The following is a 19,042-nucleotide window of genomic DNA, read 5'->3' as shown; positions in this document are numbered from 1 at the left end:
TTATTTTCCCTCTTCCGATGAATTGAGTTTTTCCTGCACCGCCGATAGTGGGCGAGAAGGCGTGTGCGACGTCCCCGGCCCACCTTCTGGCGTATGGTCACCTTCACCTGCCTGTGGACCTTTTTTGATCAGGTTAGCCAGGTAGGTGTAGCCGATGCCGAACACGGAGATATAAACCAGGATAAAAGCGATCAGCGAGATCGCCATCTGCAGCGTACTGTGCAGCGAAACGGCATCGCGGGTGCGGAGCAGGCCATAAATGACCCACGGCTGGCGGCCCATTTCCGTGGTGATCCAGCCTGCGACCAGCGCAATCAGCCCGGATGGCCCCATCAGCAGCACAAACCACAGGAACGGACGTGAGGTGTAAAGACGCTGTCCGCGGCGCATCCACAGGCTGACAACCCCCATCAGAATCATCAGCATGCCCAGGCCAACCATGACACGGAATGACCAGAATACCACCAGCGAGTTAGGGCGATCTTCTTTCGGGAAACTCTTCAGTGCCGGAACCTGTTTATCGAGGCTGTGAGTCAGAATCAGGCTGCCGAGGTATGGAATCTCCAGCGCATAGCGCGTTCTTTCTTCTTTCATGTCCGGGATGCCGAACAGGATCAGCGGTGTGGCTTCACCCGGCGGGTTTTCCCAGTGTCCTTCAATCGCGGCAATCTTGGCTGGCTGATGCTCCAGCGTATTCAGGCCGTGCGCATCACCGATCATCGCCTGAATCGGCGACACGATCAGCGCCATCCACAGCGCCATTGACAGCATTTTGCGAATGGCGGGCGTATCGTTTTTACGCAACAGGTGCCAGGCTGCCGAAGCGCCGACGAAGAACGCGGTCACCAGGAAAGCCGCCACGGACATATGTAGCAGTCGATAAGGGAATGACGGGTTGAAGATGATCGCCATCCAGTCGGCAGGGACCACGATACCGTTTTCCACCGCGTAGCCCTGTGGCGTTTGCATCCAGCTATTGGAGGCGAGTATCCAGAAGGTGGAAATAATCGTTCCCAGCGCCACCATGCAGGTTGCAAAGAAGTGCAGTCCACGGCTGACGCGGTTCCAGCCAAACAGCATCACGCCGAGGAAGCCGGCCTCAAGGAAGAATGCGGTCAGGACTTCATAGGTCAGCAGCGGGCCGGTAATACTGCCGGCAAACTGCGAGAATCCAGCCCAGTTGGTACCGAACTGATAGGCCATCACCAGGCCAGATACCACGCCCATTCCGAAGTTGACGGCAAAGATTTTTGACCAGAAATGATAGAGGTCGCGATAAACCTCGTTTTTGCTTTTCAGCCACAGACCTTCCAGTACCGCAAGGAAACTGGCCAGCCCGATGGTGATAGCGGGGAAAAGGATGTGAAAGGCTACGGTAAAGCCAAACTGTATCCTTGCCAGGTGATACGCATCTAATCCGAACATTGCTTACCTCGATCTAACATAATACTGCCTTTTATTTTTTTACCCACAATTAACAAATAGACTACATTATGGAAAAGTGAAGGTGGATAATTGCGGGTTTCTCATCTACTACGGTTTGATCCTAAGACCAAATCAGGTGAAGGAGTAGTAACAGTAATATTGATCGCGGCTATAACAGCAATCATTATTACGTTGAAGTGTTTCGCGGTGAGGTTAAATCGCTGGCGGAAAATGTTAAAGCAGGCTGGTTAAATGATGATTAGATGTGAATGAAATGTATAATTATGATGAGTAAGGGTTTTTTATCTCTGTCGGTCCGGGATAAATACGAGGGAAATTTCTCCTTGAGAAGAAATGTCGACGTTCATTTTATCGTTTTTTTATAGCTGAGAGGGATATAAATATAATTTTTATGAACAGTATGGATATAATAACCACAGAAAATATAAAGGTTTGGTGAAGTATGTGAACCGTGTGTTATTTTTTTAGAGTGTAATTGAAATTGTTAATTTATCTGCATTTTTAGAACCTTACCTCATCCTGCTATTTTCAACACCTCCCCGGAAAATGTTAATAATGTAATACATAAAAACACGCATATTGAAATGTTTGGTTACATTTTTATGCGGTTTATCTGTTCGATGATTGTCGGAAATCAAGATTTCACTGTGCGGAATATGCGCATTAGCCGCAGTGCAGACCGGCGTGCTATAACAGCGATACAGGGCCACCGTCGGCCATTTTACAGGGGAGGGAAGATGGATATTCTGCTGGCGCTGTTGCCGGTTTATGCGGCCTACTTACTGGGAACGGCCAGCCCGGGCCCCAGCAATATGGCCATTATGGGGGTGGCGATGAGCCAGGGGCGACTCCCTGCTCTGATGCTGGCTGCCGGTGTGATCAGTGGTTCGCTGTGCTGGGCGCTGCTGGTCGCAACCGGACTGTCGACGCTGCTGCTGGCGTGGGCGCAGGCGGTGACGGTGATTAAGATCGTCGGCGGCATCTACCTGCTTTGGCTGGCGTTTAAGGCGGCCCGCAGCGCAGCACACAGCAAGCCAAACCAGCCGAACGCAGCCGTAACGATGCCAGTCTCTTACCGCGCGCTGTATCGGCGTGGTTTACTGCTGCACCTCAGCAATCCGAAGGCGATACTGGTGTGGACAGCCATTATGTCTCTGGGAATTCATGCTGATGCCTCACCGCTGCTGCTGCCGCTGATTGTCTGTGGCTGCGCGCTGCTGGGCATCTTAGTGTTTGGCAGCTACGCGCTGCTGTTTTCTACTCAGATGATGAGCCGGGGCTACCAGAAATGCCGTCGGGGAATTGAAGGCGTGTTTGCGCTGTTCTTCACGGCAGCGGGAATTAAGCTGCTGTTCTCACGCTGAGCGTCCAGCGGCGGCTGCATAAGCTCCGCCGCTTTTGCCGATGGATCAGGGCTGGTAACCTGCCAGCTCGGTTTCCGGCATTCCGGCTTCACGTGCTGACTGACACAGCTGCTGCCAGCTGTTGGCATCAATCGGAATACCGTGCTGCTGACGTTCGGCGCGCTGTTCTTCTTCCCATTCACCGGGCACTTTAATCGGCTGTTCACCTGCCTGCGGGGAGGCTTTCGTCCAGTCAATAAACCGTTGCGCTTCCTGCTGCATTTCCGGTGCATCGAACGCGGCAGGGTCCAATACGATACTGGTCATACAGTTGAAAATCGCTGCCGATGAGGTTTGCAGCGAATCCTGGTGGGTGGTTTTTCCGCCGGAAAGTGCGCCACCGAGAATTTCACACATCACCGCCAGCGCATACCCTTTATGCAGGCCGAATGCCAGCAGAGAGCCGTAAGGCGTTTCATGCATCACAGCGGGATCGCAGGTAGGCTGGCCGTGGTTGTCAATCAGGTTCCCCTCGGCAACCGTTGCGCGCTTATTCCACGCCACGCGGGTTTTACCGTAGGCAATGCCGCTGGTGGCGAAGTCCAACAGCAGCGGCGGCTGGCCGGGGCGCGGAAAAACGGCGCAGAACGGGTTAGTGCCAAACCGGCGGTCGCTACCGTTGAAAGGAGCGACGAGCGGATCGCCAACGACGTTGACAAAGTGGAACGAGATAAACCCGGCGCTGGCGCACATCTCGGCCCAGTGGCCAATACGGCCGATATGGTGAGAATTACGCAGAGCGATGGCGCACATGCCCAGCTCTCGGGTACGACCTATGGCCAATTCCATCGCTTCAGCGGCCATCACCTGGCCAAATCCCTGTTGGCCATCAACCGTTAACACGGCCCCGGTATCCTTGACGATCCGCAGTTCACGGTTTTGTTGCAGATTTCCTAACGCGCGGGAGGTCATATAGGTGGGGATCATGCCCACGCCGTGGGAATCATGGCCGGCAAGATTGGCGGCAACGAGATGATCGGCAATTTTTCTTGCTTCAGACTTGCTGCTGCCAGCATGCTGCCACAGGCTGTTAACCATCTGGTGCAGTTTAGCGGGGTGAATACGAATTTCGTCCATCGATACGCTCCATGTTTAGCCGTCAGGTGACGGATGTTTTATTTGTCAGCTGCGATGAGTATCGCAGTATACAATTGACCATATCCTATCCGTCTTGTGACTGGGGAGCGTAGAGTTTTTATAAAAAAAAGCCCACGAAACGTGGGCAAATAAAGCTATTTCTCGACTTTACCATTGGGTGGTACAGGGGCATGGTCGCACAAATTCTGTATAAAATATAATTGGTTATATAGATCGATTAATTGATATCGATCTTATAAATCGATTACGGAAACAGCTGAACAAATTCCGTTACGAAAGCCGTTTCACTGACGTCTGAAGTTTACACTTTAGTTAGTGAGGTTGATAAAAACCGGCCTTGATCATTTCGTCACGGAGCGCCTGCGTTATTTGCCGGTTACCTCCGGTGACGGGATAAATCACATTATTTACAACATCATCCAGGTAGTGCTCTTTAAACTCCTGGCAGGTGAGTTGCGTGCCGCCTTCATCATTGATAGCAATCGAACCTTTGATGTGGTTTCCCGCATCTTTGGCTGTCAGGCTGTAACGGCCCATGCTGGTATTAATTGTGCTCATAGGGATCTCCTTGTATACCCTGCCTCTTTCAAGCACCCGGTTTGATGGTTGCCGGACAATCCGTTCCCTCTACTGAGCTTGAACAGAGTGGGTATAACGGTCAGGGTGAAGTTGGTAACAAGTGAGTCCTTAAGATGACTTCATAAGTTTAGCGATAAAGCGCCGCGTCCGGAGAGGATGTTCCGAGCAAAATGACAGTTTGTGATGGCAATCGCTAATAAATGAATGGTTATGTAAAGGTAAATCGCATCGGGTGTAGTGAACGTCATGGCCACTACACCGTGATGCAGGGGCTTAACCCGCAATAGTGATATCTATATTCATTGCTGCCAGCTCACGGCTGGCGGACGCCGAAAGATGTGGATCGGTGATTATGCCATCAAACTGTTCGAGCGGTAGTGCCAGAAAAGTGGCAATTTTATTGTATTTTGAACTGTCGGCCAGCAGTACCCGTTTACGACTTACTTCGCTGGCAGCACGCTTAACGGCAATTTTTTCCTCATCCGGCGTGAAGGTTCCGCGCGTGCCCCAGCAGGATGCCGAGATAAAAGCGATGTCAATGGACAGTCCGCGCAGGGCCTGAGCGGCAGCTTCTCCAACGCTGGAGCGGTTGTCGCGACACAGGGTGCCGCCGGTGTGGATCATCCTGCACTGGCTGCCATCAATCAGAAAATTGGCAATGGCGAAATCGTTGGTGACGATCAGCAAATCATCACGAACGCTGAGTTCTCGGGCAAGCGCCAGCGTGGTGGTGCCTGCGTCCAGATAGAGGCAGCTGTTACGGGGAATATGCTGAGCTGCCGCAGCACCGATAGCCTGTTTTTCCTGGCTGAACATACTGGTTTTATCCAGATGCGAAGGCTCACTGGATAATCGCTCCGTAGAACGCACGCCACCGGACACCAACATTACCGCTCCCTGTTCTTCCAGCTTTTGCAGATCGCGGCGAATCGTCATATGGGAGACCGCCAGTCGTTCGGTCAGTTCGGCAATACTGACTACACCACGTTCCTGCACCAGCGATAAAATTTGTTGATGGCGTTCAACGGGAATCATGAACTCTCCTTGCGAATAAGCGGCGTAGCCTGAGAACGGTGTTGAAAAATGTCATCGGCTCAGCGATACAACACCACAATTTTTACCAATTTATCACGTCGATGATTTTTCGTCACAGCTTTTCAGCTAATGAAATCAGCTATCTTACTGAATAATGATGTTTTTATTCTCATTTGTATTCTTTTTTTTCTGTTAATCTATGTGAATTGCGCTCTCTTGATTGTTAATTATTGTGATGTGCATCACCAAGTTTACGGTTTAAAACGCCTATACTTCACACAAGAAAACAAATTATCACCAAAATTAACACGGAGAGCGTATGTCAAACGCAGCATCAATGTCGGTTTGTGTCGTTGGCCTCGGTTCTATGGGCATGGGCGCGGCGCAATCCTGTATTAAGGCAGGCCTGCGGACCTGGGGCGTGGATCTTAATCCACAGGCATTACAAACCCTGCGCGATAGCGGCGCACAGGCGGCAGAGAGCCGTGCTGATGATTTCGCCGACCAGTTGGATGCGGTGCTGCTGCTGGTGGTCAATGCCGCTCAGGTTAAGGCCATTCTGTTTGGTGAAAATGGCCTGGCTTCACGCCTGAAGCCGGGGACCGTCGTGATGGTTTCCTCGACGATTTCTTCCGCCGATGCGCAGAGCATTGAACAGCAGCTGGCACAGCACCAGCTGATCATGCTGGATGCACCGGTTTCCGGTGGCGCGGTGAAAGCAGCGGCGGGCGAAATGACGGTGATGGCTTCCGGCAGCGATGCTGCCTTCGAGCGCCTGCAGCCGGTGCTGGACGCGGTGGCGGGCAAGGTGTATCGCATTGGCAGTGAAATCGGTCTTGGCTCGACGGTGAAGATTATTCATCAGCTGCTGGCCGGGGTGCATATTGCGGCCGGAGCAGAAGCGATGGCGCTGGCGGCACGTGCGGGTATCCCGCTGGATACCATGTACGACGTGGTGACGAACGCGGCGGGAAATTCATGGATGTTTGAAAACCGCATGCGCCACGTTGTTGACGGTGATTACTCGCCGAAATCCGCAGTGGATATTTTCGTGAAGGATCTCGGTCTGGTCGCTGATACGGCGAAAGCACTGCACTTTCCGCTGCCGCTGGCCTCAACGGCGTTCAACATGTTCACCTCCGCCAGCAACGCAGGCTACGGCCGCGAGGACGACAGCGCGGTGATCAAGATCTTTAGCGGCATTACGCTGCCGGAAAAAAAGGAGCAGAAATAATGCGCCTGGGTGTGATTGCTGATGATTTTACCGGTGCTACCGATATTGCCAGTTTTCTGGTGCAGAACGGTATGTCAACGGTGCAGGTTAACGGTGTGCCGCAGGACGAGCGCCAGCTGGATGCCGAAGCGATTGTGGTTAGCCTGAAGTCGCGTTCCTGCGCGGCGGAAAAAGCCGTCGAGGATTCCCTTGCAGCATTGGTCTGGCTGCAACAGCAGGGCTGTGAACGGTTCTATTTTAAATACTGCTCGACCTTTGACAGCACCGCAAAAGGTAACATCGGCCCGGTCACCGATGCGTTGCTGGCCGCGCTGGGTGAAACGCAGACGGTGATTTCGCCGTCGCTGCCGGTGAATGGCCGTACCGTCTATCAAGGGCATTTGTTCGTGATGAACCAGCTGTTGTCCGATTCAGGTATGCGCCACCATCCGGTTACGCCAATGACCGACAGCAATCTGCTGCGGCTGATGGAAGCACAGGCAGCGGGTAAAGCCGGGCTGATCGCCAGCCAGACGCTGGATCTCGGTGCTGAAGCGGTACGGGCAGAGCTGGCCAAACTGGCGGCAGCGGGCGTGCGTTATGTGGTACTGGATGCGCTTAACGAGCAGCATCTGCTGACTCAGGGGGAAGCGCTGCGTGAGATGAAGCTGGTGACCGGCGGTTCCGGGCTGGCAATCGGCCTGGCGCGGCAGTGGGCAACCAGCGGCTGGGATCGCGAACAGGCGCAGGCAGCGGGTAAACCGCAGGGTGGACGGGCGGTGGTGATTTCAGGTTCCTGTTCGACGATGACCAACCGTCAGGTTTCCCGCTACCGTCAACAGGCTTCCTCGCAGGCGGTTGATGTGGAACGCGCGCTGCAACAGCGCGAGGCCTATGCACACGAGCTGTGCGACTGGGTGGCGCAACATGCTGATGAGCCGCTGGCGCCGATGCTGTTTGCCACTTCTGAACCGGAAACGCTGCAGCGGATTCAGCAGCAGTACGGTGCGCAGCAGAGCAGCGAGGCCGTTGAGCAGCTGTTTGCCAGCGTGGTACGTGAACTGCAACAGCGCGGCTGGCAGCGCTTTATCGTTGCCGGAGGCGAAACCTCGGGCGTGGTGGCGCAGACGCTGAACATTGATGCTTTCCACATCGGTCCGGTGATTTCCCCCGGGGTGCCGTGGGTCAGATCGGTCACGCAGCCGGTGTCCCTTGCGCTGAAATCCGGTAATTTCGGTGATGAAAACTTTTTTGCCCGGGCGCAAACGGAGTTCGTAGTATGACTGAACAGCAGGCACGAGAAGAAATGGTCCGGCTGGGAGCCTCATTTTTCCAGCGCGGATATGCCACCGGTTCGGCAGGGAATTTATCGATGCGCCTGGAGGACGGCACGCTGCTGGCGACGCCGACAGGCTCCTGCCTTGGCGAGCTGGTGGCCGAAAGGCTGTCGAAGGTCACTCCGGATGGAGAGTGGATCGGTGGCGATAAACCTTCGAAAGAGATCAGCTTCCACCGTGCGATCTATCAGAACAACCCGGAGTGTGGTGCCATCGTGCATCTGCACTGCCTGTATCTGACCGCACTTTCCTGCCTGGAAGGGCTGGACAGCAAAAACTGCATTCGTCCTTTCACGCCGTATGTTGTGATGCGCGTTGGCGATGTGCCGGTTGTTCCTTATTATCGTCCGGGCGATCCTCGTCTCGGTGAGGATCTGGCGAAGCTGGCGCCGAACTACCGGGCATTCCTGCTGGCGAATCACGGACCGGTGGTGGTGGGGAAAACGCTGCGTGAGGCGGCGGATAATACCGAAGAACTGGAAGAGACTGCCCGACTGATATTTACCCTGGGCGATCGCCCTATTCGTTATCTGACCGATGACGAAGTGGCTGAATTACGGAGCTGAAGACATGCCTAAGTTTGCTGCTAATCTGTCTACCCTGTTTAACGAACTGCCTTTCCTTGAGCGCTTTGATGCGGCGGCAAAGGCTGGCTTTAAAGGCGTTGAATTTTTATTCCCTTACGATTACGACGCGGCGGTACTCAAAGAGGCGCTGACGCGTAATAACCTGGAGCTGGTATTGTTCAATACCGCACCGGGAAATGCGGCGGCGGGAGAGTGGGGCGTTTGCGCTATCCCGGGGCGCGAAGACGATGCCCGTCGCGATATCGATCGCGCGCTGGAGTATGCGCTGGCGCTGAACTGCCGCCAGGTCCACGTGATGGCTTCGGTAGTGCCGCCGGGTGCCGACCGCGAAGCCTGGTGCCAAACCTTCATCGACAACGTACGTTATGCGGCTGACCGCTTTGCGCCACACGGTATTCGCGTGCTGCTTGAGGCGCTGAACCCGAAAACCAAGCTGAACTATCTCTACTCCAGCCAGTATCAGACGCTGGACATCGTTAAGCGCGTCGACAGGCCCAATGTTTTCACCCAGCTCGATCTGTTCCACGCACAGTTGGTGGATGGCAACCTGAGCCATCTGATCGCCGATTACGTCGGTCAGTACCAACATATTCAGATTGCCTCTGCGCCCGATCGCCATGAGCCGGACGAAGGCGAGCTGAACTATCCGTGGCTGTTCGATCTGATTGACCGCAGCGGTTATCAGGGCTGGATCGGCTGCGAATATTTCCCACGTACTACCACTCTGGAAGGTCTGGGCTGGTTCGACGCCTGGAAATAATCTGACGTTATGACTCACCACGCTGCGCAAATTCTGCGCAGTGTCGGGTTTCTGTTGCCTGAATCTGGCTAAATGCCAGGGAAAATGCTGCTGCTAACAGTGCTCTAAAGTACTGAAATAAAATAATTATTGAGGCTTTTTATGTCTACCGCCCTGTTATTAACCATTGCCGTTGCCAGCGTGCTGATTTTGCTGCTGCTGGTCATCAAAGCTAAAGTACATCCCTTTGTCGCCTTGCTGGTGGTTAGCCTGCTGGTCGCCATCGCCACCGGTATTCCCGCCGATAATATTATGAAGGTCATTTCCGCCGGAATGGGCGGCCTGCTGGGATCGATAACCATTATTATTGTGCTGGGTGCAATGCTGGGGGCGATTATTGAATGCTCCGGTGGCGCAGAATCCCTGGCCCAGCGCTTTACCCAGGCGCTGGGAATTAAGCGTACCGTTGCGGCGCTGACCATGGCGGCCTTTATTCTCGGCATTCCGGTGTTCTTTGAAGTTGGCTTTATTATCGTTATTCCGCTTATCTATGGTTTTACTAAGGTGGCCCGCGTTTCACCGTTGAAATATGGTCTGCCAATGGCCGGTGTCATGCTGACAGTGCACGTGGCGCTGCCAACCCATCCCGGTGCGGCGGCAGCGGCGGGGCTGTTAGGCAGCGATATGGGCTGGCTGATGCTGCTGGGTATAGCCGTTTCCATCCCCGTTGGCGTAGTGGGTTATTTCGTGGCGAAAGCAATGAACCGCCGCCAGTATCTGCTGTCGGTCAGCGTGCTGGAGCAGTTACAGCTGGCAAAGCCGGAAGGCAGCCAGAGCGCGAAAGCTGAGCAGGCCCCCGGCGCCTGGCTGATTTCCTCACTGATCGTCGTACCTATCGTGCTGATTGTGGTGGGCACCCTGGCACACAGCGTCCTGCCTGAAGGCAATGTCATTCGTCAGGTGTTAACGCTGGTGGGAACACCGGCTATTGCGCTGCTGATCGCGCTGGCGCTCTCCGCCTGGCTACTGGGGCTGCGCCGCGGCTGGAGCCGTGACAAGCTGAGCGATCTGCTGGATCGCGCGATTCCCAGTTCGGCAGGTGTCATTCTGGTTGCCGGTGCCGGGGGCGCATTTGGTAAGGTGCTGGTTGAATCCGGCGTAGGTAAAGCGCTGGCACTGTCGCTGGAGACGATTAATCTGCCGCTGATCCCGGCTGCGTTTCTGCTCTCGCTGGCGCTACGAGCCTCGCAGGGGTCGGCCACCGTGGCGATTCTGACCACCAGCGGGTTATTAACTCAGGCGGTGACGGGGCTGAGCGATATGCAACTGGTGCTGGTGACGCTGTCGGCCTGTTTTGGCGGCCTGGGGCTTTCCCACGTCAATGACGCCGGTTTCTGGGTAGTGACCCGCTATTTAGGCCTGTCGGTTGCCGACGGCTTGAAAACCTGGACGGTGTTAACGACCGCAATGGGCCTGACCGGTTTTGTACTGGTGTGGCTGCTGTCGGCGGTGCTGTAACCCACAAATCTGCGAAGCGGTAATCTTCTTCTATACTTAAGCCACAGGGACTTACTGACGAGTCCTGTGGCTTTTTCCTTTGAAGGAGATGAAGAATGAAAATTATTCTCTGGGTCATCGCAATTATTTTTATCGTCGGCCTGTTAACGATTACCGGTGTCTTTAAACTTATTTTCTGATTTTTTATTCCGGTCATTTGTATTTTTCAGATGACCGGATTATTAATGGCATTCTTGAGTAATCATGCTTTTTAAAATTCTAAAATGTAATTGTTTGCTATTTTTGTTTTTTGGTTCGAGAAAACATTTCAAAATAAATATGGCTATTTTAATTATCAACTAAACGTCAACATACCCTCTGCATGCGCTGAAATATTTTTTTTGCAGGATATACTCGCAGAACTTATATGGAGTAAAGTGCCAAGGAGATATGATGACGTCTAATGAAAAGCAGCTGTTGCAGGATGAAGCGAAGTATTGTTCGTATGGCGATACGGTTCATTACGTTAACCCCCCGAAAATATTTGACCGCTGTCAGGGAAGCTTTCTGTTTGACGCGGAAGATACTCCCTATCTCGATCTGCAAATGTGGTATTCAGCGGTTAATTTTGGCTACGCTAATACCCGGCTCGATAATGCGTTAAAAAGCCAGATCGATCGGCTGCCACAGTTGGCCAGCCAGTATCTGCATCCCACCAAAATCGAGCTGTCAAAAATTATTGCTCAGGATATGGAACGTAAGTTCGGCCTGCCGGGAAGAGTACACTTTAACGTGGGCGGTTCGCAGTCCGTTGATGATTCCCTGAAGCTGGTACGAAATTTCTGCAACGGTAAAAGCCGGATGTTTGCCTTTGAAGGTGGCTATCACGGTCGTACTCTGGGTGCATCATCCATTACCTCCAGCTATCGCTATCGCCGTCGCTTTGGTCACTTTGGCGAACGCGCTCAGTTTATTCCATTCCCGTATCCGTTCCGCCGTCAAAAAGGCATGACGCCTGAAGAATATGCGGAAAAACTGGTGGCCGATTTTGCCCGCCTGTTTGAAAACGAGTACCACGGCCTCTGGGACCCTAAAGCGCAGCAGGCAGAATTCGCCGCTTTTTATATCGAACCCGTGCAGGGCACCGGCGGCTACGTCATTCCACCGCGTAACTTCTATCCTGCGCTGAAAAAGGTGCTCGATCAGCACGGCATTCTGCTGGTGGTGGATGAAATCCAGATGGGCTTCTATCGTACCGGCAAGCTGTGGTCGATTGAACACTTTGGCATTACTCCGGATGTGCTGGTGTTTGGTAAAGCGCTGACTAACGGGCTTAATCCACTGGCGGGCATCTGGGCGCGTGAAGAGATGATTAATCCGACCACCTTCCCGGTAGGTTCCACCCACTCGACGTTTGCCTCGAACCCGTTGGGCACCGCCGTTGGCCTGGAAGTGATGCATATGCTGGCAGAGAAAGATTATGAACGTCAGGTTATGGAGAGCGGAGCCTATTTCCTTGAAGGACTGAAATCGCTACAGAGCCAGCATAAAGAGATTGGTGACGTTGACGGTCTTGGTCTGGCACTGCGTGCGGAACTCTGCGGACCTGATGGATTCACGCCTGATAAAGCACTGCTCGATAAAATGGTGGATATTGGCCTTTCCGGTACGCTGGAGTATCAGGGGCAGAAAACCGGACTGGTTCTGGATGTGGGGGGATACTATAAAAACGTGATCACCTTTGCGCCATCCCTGGAGATCAGTCGCGCTGAAATCGATCAGGCTATCGTGCTGCTGGATCAACTGCTGGTTCGGGCAAAACGTGAGCGGTAATCCTCTGCATATGATGAAAGACGGATACGTCAATCAGTTGGAACCGGCGGGGCTTATTTCGGCGTTTGCACTCCATCCGCCTGAAGGATTTAACGTGCGGATTGCCGAAAACGGCCTGCCGATATTTACCACCCGGTTCGATCTGTTAACGACCGTTGAGCCCGCGCTGCGCCAGCGGTTAGCCCGCTGGCCCGGTTTCCCGGGCTGGCGGAAGTGGCTCACGCTGGATACCTGTTTTATTGGGGCAACGACCAGCGAATATGCCTGCCTGCCACGTCAGCAGGATCCGGCTGCGTTGCTGCGATGGATTGAAAACCACTGCGGTAATAAGCATTCTCTGACCATTATTAAAGATCTTCCCATTGCCTCGCCGCTGCTGTCTGCTGCGGATAACGACTACAGTCGCCGCCTGATAGCGGCGGCGGAAGCGCAAGGTTACATTTGTGTGGAAGGGCAGGCGCTGGCGGTTGTTCCAATTAATTTTACCAGTACCGATGAGTTTCTGGCGCGTATGTCCCGTAGTCGGCGTCGTAATCTTCGCCGCAAGCTTCGCAGCCGTGATGAGCTTCGCATTGAGGTGATTCACTGTGGTGAAGAACGCCTGGAAGATCCCCACTGGCGTGCTCAGCTCTATCAGTTTTATCTTTCGGTGTGGCAACAGAGTGAGGTGCATTTTGATTTGCTTAGCGCCGAGTTCTTTGACCATTTGCTGCTGGACCGGCACAGTGCAGGAAAACTGTTCTGCTATTGGTACGAAGATCGGCTGGTTGGTTTCAACCTTTGCTATCAGTTTCAGGGCCGGCTGGTGGATAAGTATATTGGCTTCGACTATTCGCTGGCGCTGAAATTTAACCTCTATTTTGTCAGCTGGTTTGTCAATCTGGAGTACGCCATCGAGCAGGGATTGCAGGAATACGTTGCGGGCTGGACCGATCCGGAAGTCAAAGCCAGCCTCGGTGCCAGCTTTACCTTTACCCGGCATCTGGTGCGTGTGCGAAATCCGCTCCTGCGGGCAGCGGTGCGCTATTTCCGCCATTATCTGGAGGGGGATAAAAAGTGGTCCGATCCTCCCCCTGGCTGACGGCAGAAGATCGGCCACTGGTGCTGGATTTCGATGGTTCGGTGGCCGGACTGGATCGGGCAACAGTGCTGCCGCTGTCGGACTGGCAGCAGCGGGTCCGCTTTGGGGCCAGCTGGGGCGACTGGCGAAAGCTAATGGCCGCCAGCCGGGACCTGTTGCCCGATCGCTATGGCTGCGTTTTCACCGGAAGTGGGGACTACCACCATCTCAGCTATTTGCTGTTACAGCGTCTGCCAGCGGACCGCCCGGTGCAGCTGATTATCTGCGATAATCATCCGGATAATATGCTCTATCCTTTCGGCATCCACTGTGGCTCCTGGGTATATCATGCCAGCCGTTTGCCGCAGATTAGTCAAATACACGTGCTGGGTATCTGTTCATCCGATATTGGTCTGAGTCACGCCTGGGAAAATCATCTGCGCCCTCTGTTATCTAAGAAGCTGCACTACTGGAGCATCGGCGTGGATACCCGGTGGCTTAACTGGCTGGGTGCAGGGAAGTGTAACCACCGTTTTGATAATCCGGATAATTTGCTGTCGGCATTTTTACGTCAGCTAAGCGGCGATCCGGTTTATCTGTCCCTGGATAAAGATGTTCTGAGCAAGCAGGTAGTACAAACCAACTGGGATCAGGGATGTTTTGAGCTAAAACATCTGGAATTACTGATTCAGGCCTGTGCCAATCGGCTGGTGGGAATGGACATCACCGGAGAAGTCTCATCATGTGAGTATCACAGCCGCCTCAAACGCTGGTTAAGCGCCGGTGATGGCCAGCAGTTGATATCGGCCAGTGAAGCTGCTGAATGGCAGCGTTCGCAAAACCGTCTTAATCAACAGCTGCTGACTTTTGTACAGCGAGCTTCAGGCGGTTAATGCCGCGCGCAGCACGGAAACAATCAGTGCAAAATCATCGTCTTCAACCCAGTGGCTGTTGCTGATGCTCAGTGAGCGAGCAGCAAAGTCTTCCGCATTGGGTATGGGGGAGGGCAGACATAATGGCGTAACGGCGGGATAGCCGAGTAATGTATGAATAAACAGCCGGGTCACGCCTAATCCGGCTGTCCAAAGGTGCTGCATCGCACGATCGCGAGAGGCTCGGTCAGGCATCAGCAGAAGAAAAAATGGCCACACTCCCTGTTGGTGCGGTCCATCCTGCAGGACCGTTACGCCAGCAAGCTGCCTGAGCTCGGCGAGTCTGCTCTTCGCCCGCAGACTGTTTTGCTGTTGCCAGGCTGAAAATCGAGTCAAAGCCGAGGCGGCGACTCGCTGACGATAGTGGCCCAGAGTGTGCAAAGGGATATCGTCTACGGTGAAGTCATCGCCAACGGCGGTAACCGTATCGCCACGGTTTAACGCACTGCGGAGCTGCCGGCCATACACCCAGTCCAGCCTGTCAGGATGATACATCAGCCGATAGCCCCAGAGTTCGATGATACGGCGCAGTTCCCAGCCCGCGCGCCAGGGTAAATCGCGGGCGATCTGCCGTTCCATCTCTTTTTGCAGGTCAGTAGAGCGGCTGAACAGCACTCCCCCCTCTGCCGTCGTTAACCCTTTTCCCATCGCCAGACTGAAAAAGCCAATGTCTCCCGCCAGGCCGACGCTTTCACCGGCATTTTTTGCGCCCATTGATTGTGCTGCATCTTCAATGACCGCCGTGCCGTGGGCAGCCGCGATTTGAATCACGGCAGCCGTATCGGCCACCCGGCCAGCATAGTGAGTGACTACGATAGCCAGCGTTTGCGAATCACACAGCTGCGCCAACCGCTCCCTGTCGAAATTAATGCCACCGTACTCCATATCACAGGGGACGATTTTGAGCGGGGGGCAATAATATGCAGCGAGCGCTACCAGCGGGCAGGTCCAGGCGGGGACAATAATACGATGTCGATTGGGCTGGCGCCGCTGTAAGGTGCGCAGGGCAATAATCAGTGCAGCAGTACCTGAGCAGGTTAACAGCGGAGGAGGAATACCCAGTTCCTGCGCCAGTCGATCTGAAAAATCAGCGCGAGGTGGGCGTAAGTCGCGCCAGAACAGCGGTAATCCGGCGGTTGGCGGCAGCTGGCGTCGAAAAAAAGAACGGCTCATTGTGCCTGCTGTTCCGCTTCAGCCTTAACATGGGCAATTTCACCTTTTGCCAGGAAGAGTATTCCGGCGAGGATCAGCAATCCACCGACTATTTTTATAAGTGTCAGGCTGTCATCGAATAGCCATACCGATAACAAAGTGACGCTGATAATTTCAAGGTGGGATGCGGCAAAGGCTGGCCCAATGGGTGCGTATTTCAGCAGCGTCATCCAGGTGAAAAAGGCACCGGCATAGCCTACAAATGCGCCATAAATCCACGGATGGCTGAATACACGAGAAAGCCATGCGGAATCCATAGTGAGTGGAAATGCATGGATAGCCGCTGCCTTAAAACTGATCTGCGCCAGCGTGTCGAAAATCATCAGTGCGAGGAAACCAACAATGTAGAAACGTTTCATCAATTAATCCCTATTATCGCTACGCCCAGAGAAATCAACAAAATACCGATTACCCGCCAGCGGGTCAGCGATTCTTTAAACCAGATCCGCCCGGCGAGCATAATGGTGACAATGCTGGTTGAGCCAAGAAGCATGCCGACAGAGAGAGGAACAAGCGTGAGGAAGGCCAGCCACAGTAAAAACTCCAGGATATAACATGCCATACCCAGCCAAAGCCACGGCCGTCGCAGCATATATCGCCACTGTTGCAGTCCTTCATAGTGTACGCTGCCGCTGGCTGCCGCTTTAAATGAGAGCTGGCCCAGGCTGTCGACAAGTATATTCAGTAACCACAATATCAGGGTGAGGTGGCTCATAGTGCATCACTCAGCGTAAGCGCCGTGTTAACGCTATAGCGGCGAATGAATGCAATCGAACGTTGAAATAACTCCTGCCGATCGTTATCGATAGTAATCATATGATAGCTATTGGGGAGCAGTACCATTTCCACCGGACCACTGACGGTATCACGCACCAGTTCTGCATTACGGCGATGAGAAATATCATCGTTGCTGGCATGTAACAGTAGGCAGGGGGTGTGAATATGGCGTAATTTGCGGCGGACGTTTCGCGATAGCAGCAAAAATTCGTTGAGTGAAGGCCATGGGTTACCCGGCAGACCTGCTTCAGCGCTGTTACCACCTTGCATTTTGTCGGCGATTTTTTTTCTCAGCACTTCGTTTTGAATACCGTAAGGCGGTTCTTCATTAAACATTTTGTGGCGACCCACATTTAGCATTCCAGCCAGCGGAAGTAGCCAGGGCGCGGCAAAGCGTGAGAGTGGCGGAATGCTCCACCCGTCGTAGCGAAACGTCACGCTATAGGCCAGTACGCCTGCGACTTCGTTGGGGTGAGACGCGGTATATTTTAATGCCAGTACCGCTCCCATCGAGAGGCCACAAACGAAAAGCGTATCAACCTGTTTGCGCAGCATGTCTGCGCCGTCGATCACGCTTTGATACCAGTCCTGCCAACGGGTAGCTATCAGGTCTTCAACGCTGCCACAGTGCCCGGCAAGCTGCAGGGCATAGACGGTATATCCCGCGCGATGAAATTCACGAGCAACGCCACGCATTTCAACAGGGGTTCCCGTGAGCCCATGGATCAGTAGCACGCCGATCCGCCCGGCAGGCAGCAAATAGTCGTGCTTTGCGATCATGAGATCTCCTGAGATGGGATCAGCAGTGATTCTTTTACAAGCAGTCGTTCAAGGCAGGCACGTGCTTCTCGAAAACTGTTAAACGGTGTATGTGGAATTCCCGCCTTCTGGCAATGAGTCAGCAAACTTTTTTTGGCCAGTACATGATCGGCTATGGAGGCCACGCAAAAATCGGATCGCCCGTCGCCTATGGCGATAAATTCGTCGTAATTTAACATTTGCGCCACCCGGCATTTGCAGGTGCCACTTGCATATTGGCAGTCAGGGGAAAAATGCGGAAAGCTGATGCGCCAGCCCCGGTCACTTACCTGTTCAAGATGGTTAGCAATCACCGGCAGACCAGCAATATTGTTGTTGCGTAAGATATGTTCGATCGCATAATCAAGACCATCACTGACGACATAAAGCGGTATCGCCTCAGCTTTCGCCCATCGGGCAAACCGGCAAAACTCAGGATCGATTTTGATTTGATCCAGGCAGGCATCTATCTGCTGGCGAGAAGCATCAAGTAATGATATTTGCCCACTCAGACACTCTCTGGAGCCTATTTCGGCATTTATCCAGCGTTTCTCCAATAATTGCCAGTCAGGATGACCCAGTTTTTCCATTAATGTATCAGTGACATCAGCACAACTAATTGTGCCATCAAAATCACAAACAATAATCCAGTGTGAATCCGTGCGCGTGATAATGCCGGATAATCCCTGCTTTTTCATATATAGCGTCCGACGGTTGATTTGATAAATACGGTGTTGAACAGATATGGAGAATGATCAATTAATTAACGGAGGCAGTCTATAATAAGCAGGGTAAATAAGACATAAACGGGCTTGGCACATAAACCATTCAGCATGCAATCACCCTTTAAAAGGCACGAATTGTATTTTAATTCACAAAGGAATTATAAGTTCTGAATGATATTTTCAAGCTGTGACAAAATGCAAATTATCCCGTTAATTCTATTGGCATCGCGTTCTCAGGCGCGTTTGAGCCTCACGAGGTCGGGCACCAGTGGGGAGGATTACTGTTTGTTTAAAGCTTGATTAAGAACTTTTTCGGCAAGCGCTGTGGATAAGGCTCTGGAAAGGATGGATAAACCGGCGCCAGTATCCTGACTGTTTAGCTGTTTACGACAGCAGGCGCAAATCGCACCGTGATGCCCACCGCTGCTGTTGCCTACGGTAAAGAGGAATTTTGTACTGCCACATTGTCCACACCTTAACATTTTAATCACTACAGCCTCCCTGTCTTCTGATGGATAAGAATTATCTTATCAAATTTCAGATGGATATCCATAAATAAGATTAATTAGTTTTTTATGTGGCCTCTTTTAATTAAGTAATTGATTTTAAAGTGCTTATTTTGATATCGGTATGTTTATTGATCTTTTTTCTTCGATCGATTCGTAAATTAATCATGATTTATATGATTTAGCGTAAATTTTGTTCACTTTGGCAGTAAATATGGTTGAACGAGATTAACAAGGGTTCATAAAGCGCTGCTTTCCGTCAGGG

19 protein-coding genes are annotated in these 19,042 nt (G+C 52.8%); 10 read left to right on the top strand and 9 right to left on the bottom strand.

What is annotated here, in order from left to right:
• Positions 1–1,425: a cytochrome ubiquinol oxidase subunit I gene (locus JOE09_RS08030; protein WP_105591008.1), complete on the bottom strand. Its 1,425-nt coding sequence runs from the start codon at positions 1,423–1,425 to the stop codon at positions 1–3.
• Between the two features lie 758 nt (positions 1,426–2,183).
• Here JOE09_RS08030 and JOE09_RS08025 point away from each other — a divergent pair.
• Complete coding sequence (locus JOE09_RS08025; RefSeq protein ID WP_205065392.1) at positions 2,184–2,810, top strand: LysE family translocator; 627 nt, start codon at positions 2,184–2,186, stop codon at positions 2,808–2,810.
• A gap of 45 nt (positions 2,811–2,855) precedes the next feature.
• Here JOE09_RS08025 and JOE09_RS08020 read toward each other — a convergent pair whose 3' ends face one another.
• The 3 genes from JOE09_RS08020 to ygbI all read right to left on the bottom strand — a co-directional run bounded on the left by JOE09_RS08020 (position 2,856) and on the right by ygbI (position 5,561).
• A complete protein-coding gene (locus JOE09_RS08020; protein WP_205065391.1) occupies positions 2,856–3,926 on the bottom strand; it encodes a malate/lactate/ureidoglycolate dehydrogenase in 1,071 nt (356 codons plus the stop codon).
• Positions 3,927–4,259: 333 nt separating this feature from the next.
• Positions 4,260–4,505, bottom strand: a complete 246-nt coding sequence (locus JOE09_RS08015) for a hypothetical protein (protein WP_200547343.1) — start codon at positions 4,503–4,505, stop codon at positions 4,260–4,262.
• Between the two features lie 294 nt (positions 4,506–4,799).
• Positions 4,800–5,561: a DNA-binding transcriptional repressor YgbI gene (gene ygbI, locus JOE09_RS08010; protein WP_200559856.1), complete on the bottom strand. Its 762-nt coding sequence runs from the start codon at positions 5,559–5,561 to the stop codon at positions 4,800–4,802.
• 319 nt (positions 5,562–5,880) lie between these two features.
• Between ygbI and ltnD the strand changes: the two genes are divergently transcribed.
• The 9 genes from ltnD (at position 5,881) to JOE09_RS07970 (ending at position 14,720) form a co-directional block, all read left to right on the top strand.
• Positions 5,881–6,795 carry an L-threonate dehydrogenase gene (ltnD, locus tag JOE09_RS08005; protein ID WP_205065390.1) on the top strand — a complete coding sequence of 305 codons (915 nt, stop codon included), beginning with the start codon at positions 5,881–5,883 and terminating at the stop codon, positions 6,793–6,795.
• On the top strand, positions 6,795–8,057 hold the full coding sequence (gene otnK / locus JOE09_RS08000; protein ID WP_205065389.1) for a 3-oxo-tetronate kinase: 1,263 nt from the start codon (positions 6,795–6,797) through the stop codon (positions 8,055–8,057). Before ltnD ends, otnK begins: the two co-directional genes overlap by 1 nt.
• On the top strand, positions 8,054–8,677 hold the full coding sequence (gene otnC / locus JOE09_RS07995; RefSeq protein WP_205065388.1) for a 3-oxo-tetronate 4-phosphate decarboxylase: 624 nt from the start codon (positions 8,054–8,056) through the stop codon (positions 8,675–8,677). The genes otnK and otnC overlap by 4 nt, the downstream gene beginning before the upstream one ends.
• Before the next feature lie 4 nt (positions 8,678–8,681).
• Positions 8,682–9,458, top strand: a complete 777-nt coding sequence (locus tag JOE09_RS07990) for an HPr family phosphocarrier protein (protein ID WP_200547347.1) — start codon at positions 8,682–8,684, stop codon at positions 9,456–9,458.
• 141 nt (positions 9,459–9,599) lie between these two features.
• Complete coding sequence (locus tag JOE09_RS07985; RefSeq protein WP_205065387.1) at positions 9,600–10,955, top strand: GntP family transporter; 1,356 nt, start codon at positions 9,600–9,602, stop codon at positions 10,953–10,955.
• 95 nt (positions 10,956–11,050) lie between these two features.
• Complete coding sequence (locus tag JOE09_RS26505; protein WP_085982349.1) at positions 11,051–11,134, top strand: small membrane protein YohP; 84 nt, start codon at positions 11,051–11,053, stop codon at positions 11,132–11,134.
• A 250-nt stretch (positions 11,135–11,384) separates the two neighbouring features.
• Positions 11,385–12,767, top strand: a complete 1,383-nt coding sequence (locus tag JOE09_RS07980) for an aspartate aminotransferase family protein (protein WP_205065386.1) — start codon at positions 11,385–11,387, stop codon at positions 12,765–12,767.
• On the top strand, positions 12,757–13,848 hold the full coding sequence (locus JOE09_RS07975; protein WP_205065385.1) for a GNAT family N-acetyltransferase: 1,092 nt from the start codon (positions 12,757–12,759) through the stop codon (positions 13,846–13,848). Before JOE09_RS07980 ends, JOE09_RS07975 begins: the two co-directional genes overlap by 11 nt.
• Complete coding sequence (locus tag JOE09_RS07970) at positions 13,824–14,720, top strand: arginase family protein (RefSeq protein ID WP_205065384.1); 897 nt, start codon at positions 13,824–13,826, stop codon at positions 14,718–14,720. Before JOE09_RS07975 ends, JOE09_RS07970 begins: the two co-directional genes overlap by 25 nt.
• Here JOE09_RS07970 and JOE09_RS07965 read toward each other — a convergent pair.
• The 5 genes from JOE09_RS07965 to JOE09_RS07945 are packed head-to-tail and all read right to left on the bottom strand — an operon-like array spanning position 14,709 to position 18,244.
• On the bottom strand, positions 14,709–15,932 hold the full coding sequence (locus JOE09_RS07965; RefSeq protein ID WP_205065383.1) for a DegT/DnrJ/EryC1/StrS family aminotransferase: 1,224 nt from the start codon (positions 15,930–15,932) through the stop codon (positions 14,709–14,711). The two genes, JOE09_RS07970 and JOE09_RS07965, sit on opposite strands and share 12 nt — an antisense overlap.
• Positions 15,929–16,330 (bottom strand): DMT family transporter, encoded by a 402-nt coding sequence (locus tag JOE09_RS07960; RefSeq protein WP_205065382.1) that lies wholly within the window; start codon positions 16,328–16,330, stop codon positions 15,929–15,931. Before JOE09_RS07960 ends, JOE09_RS07965 begins: the two co-directional genes overlap by 4 nt.
• Positions 16,330–16,686 carry an EamA family transporter gene (locus JOE09_RS07955; protein WP_205065381.1) on the bottom strand — a complete coding sequence of 119 codons (357 nt, stop codon included), beginning with the start codon at positions 16,684–16,686 and terminating at the stop codon, positions 16,330–16,332. Before JOE09_RS07955 ends, JOE09_RS07960 begins: the two co-directional genes overlap by 1 nt.
• Entirely contained in the window at positions 16,683–17,528 is an 846-nt protein-coding gene (locus JOE09_RS07950) for an alpha/beta hydrolase (protein ID WP_205065380.1), read from the bottom strand. Before JOE09_RS07950 ends, JOE09_RS07955 begins: the two co-directional genes overlap by 4 nt.
• A complete protein-coding gene (locus tag JOE09_RS07945) occupies positions 17,525–18,244 on the bottom strand; it encodes an MtnX-like HAD-IB family phosphatase (protein WP_205065379.1) in 720 nt (239 codons plus the stop codon). Before JOE09_RS07945 ends, JOE09_RS07950 begins: the two co-directional genes overlap by 4 nt.
• Positions 18,245–19,042: the final 798 nt, after the last annotated feature.

This window comes from Pantoea coffeiphila (assembly GCF_016909495.1).
Classification (GTDB): Bacteria; Pseudomonadota; Gammaproteobacteria; order Enterobacterales; family Enterobacteriaceae; genus Erwinia; species Erwinia coffeiphila.
The sequence above is the reverse complement of the archived record's forward strand: the minus strand, read 5'-3'. Positions and strand labels throughout refer to the sequence as shown.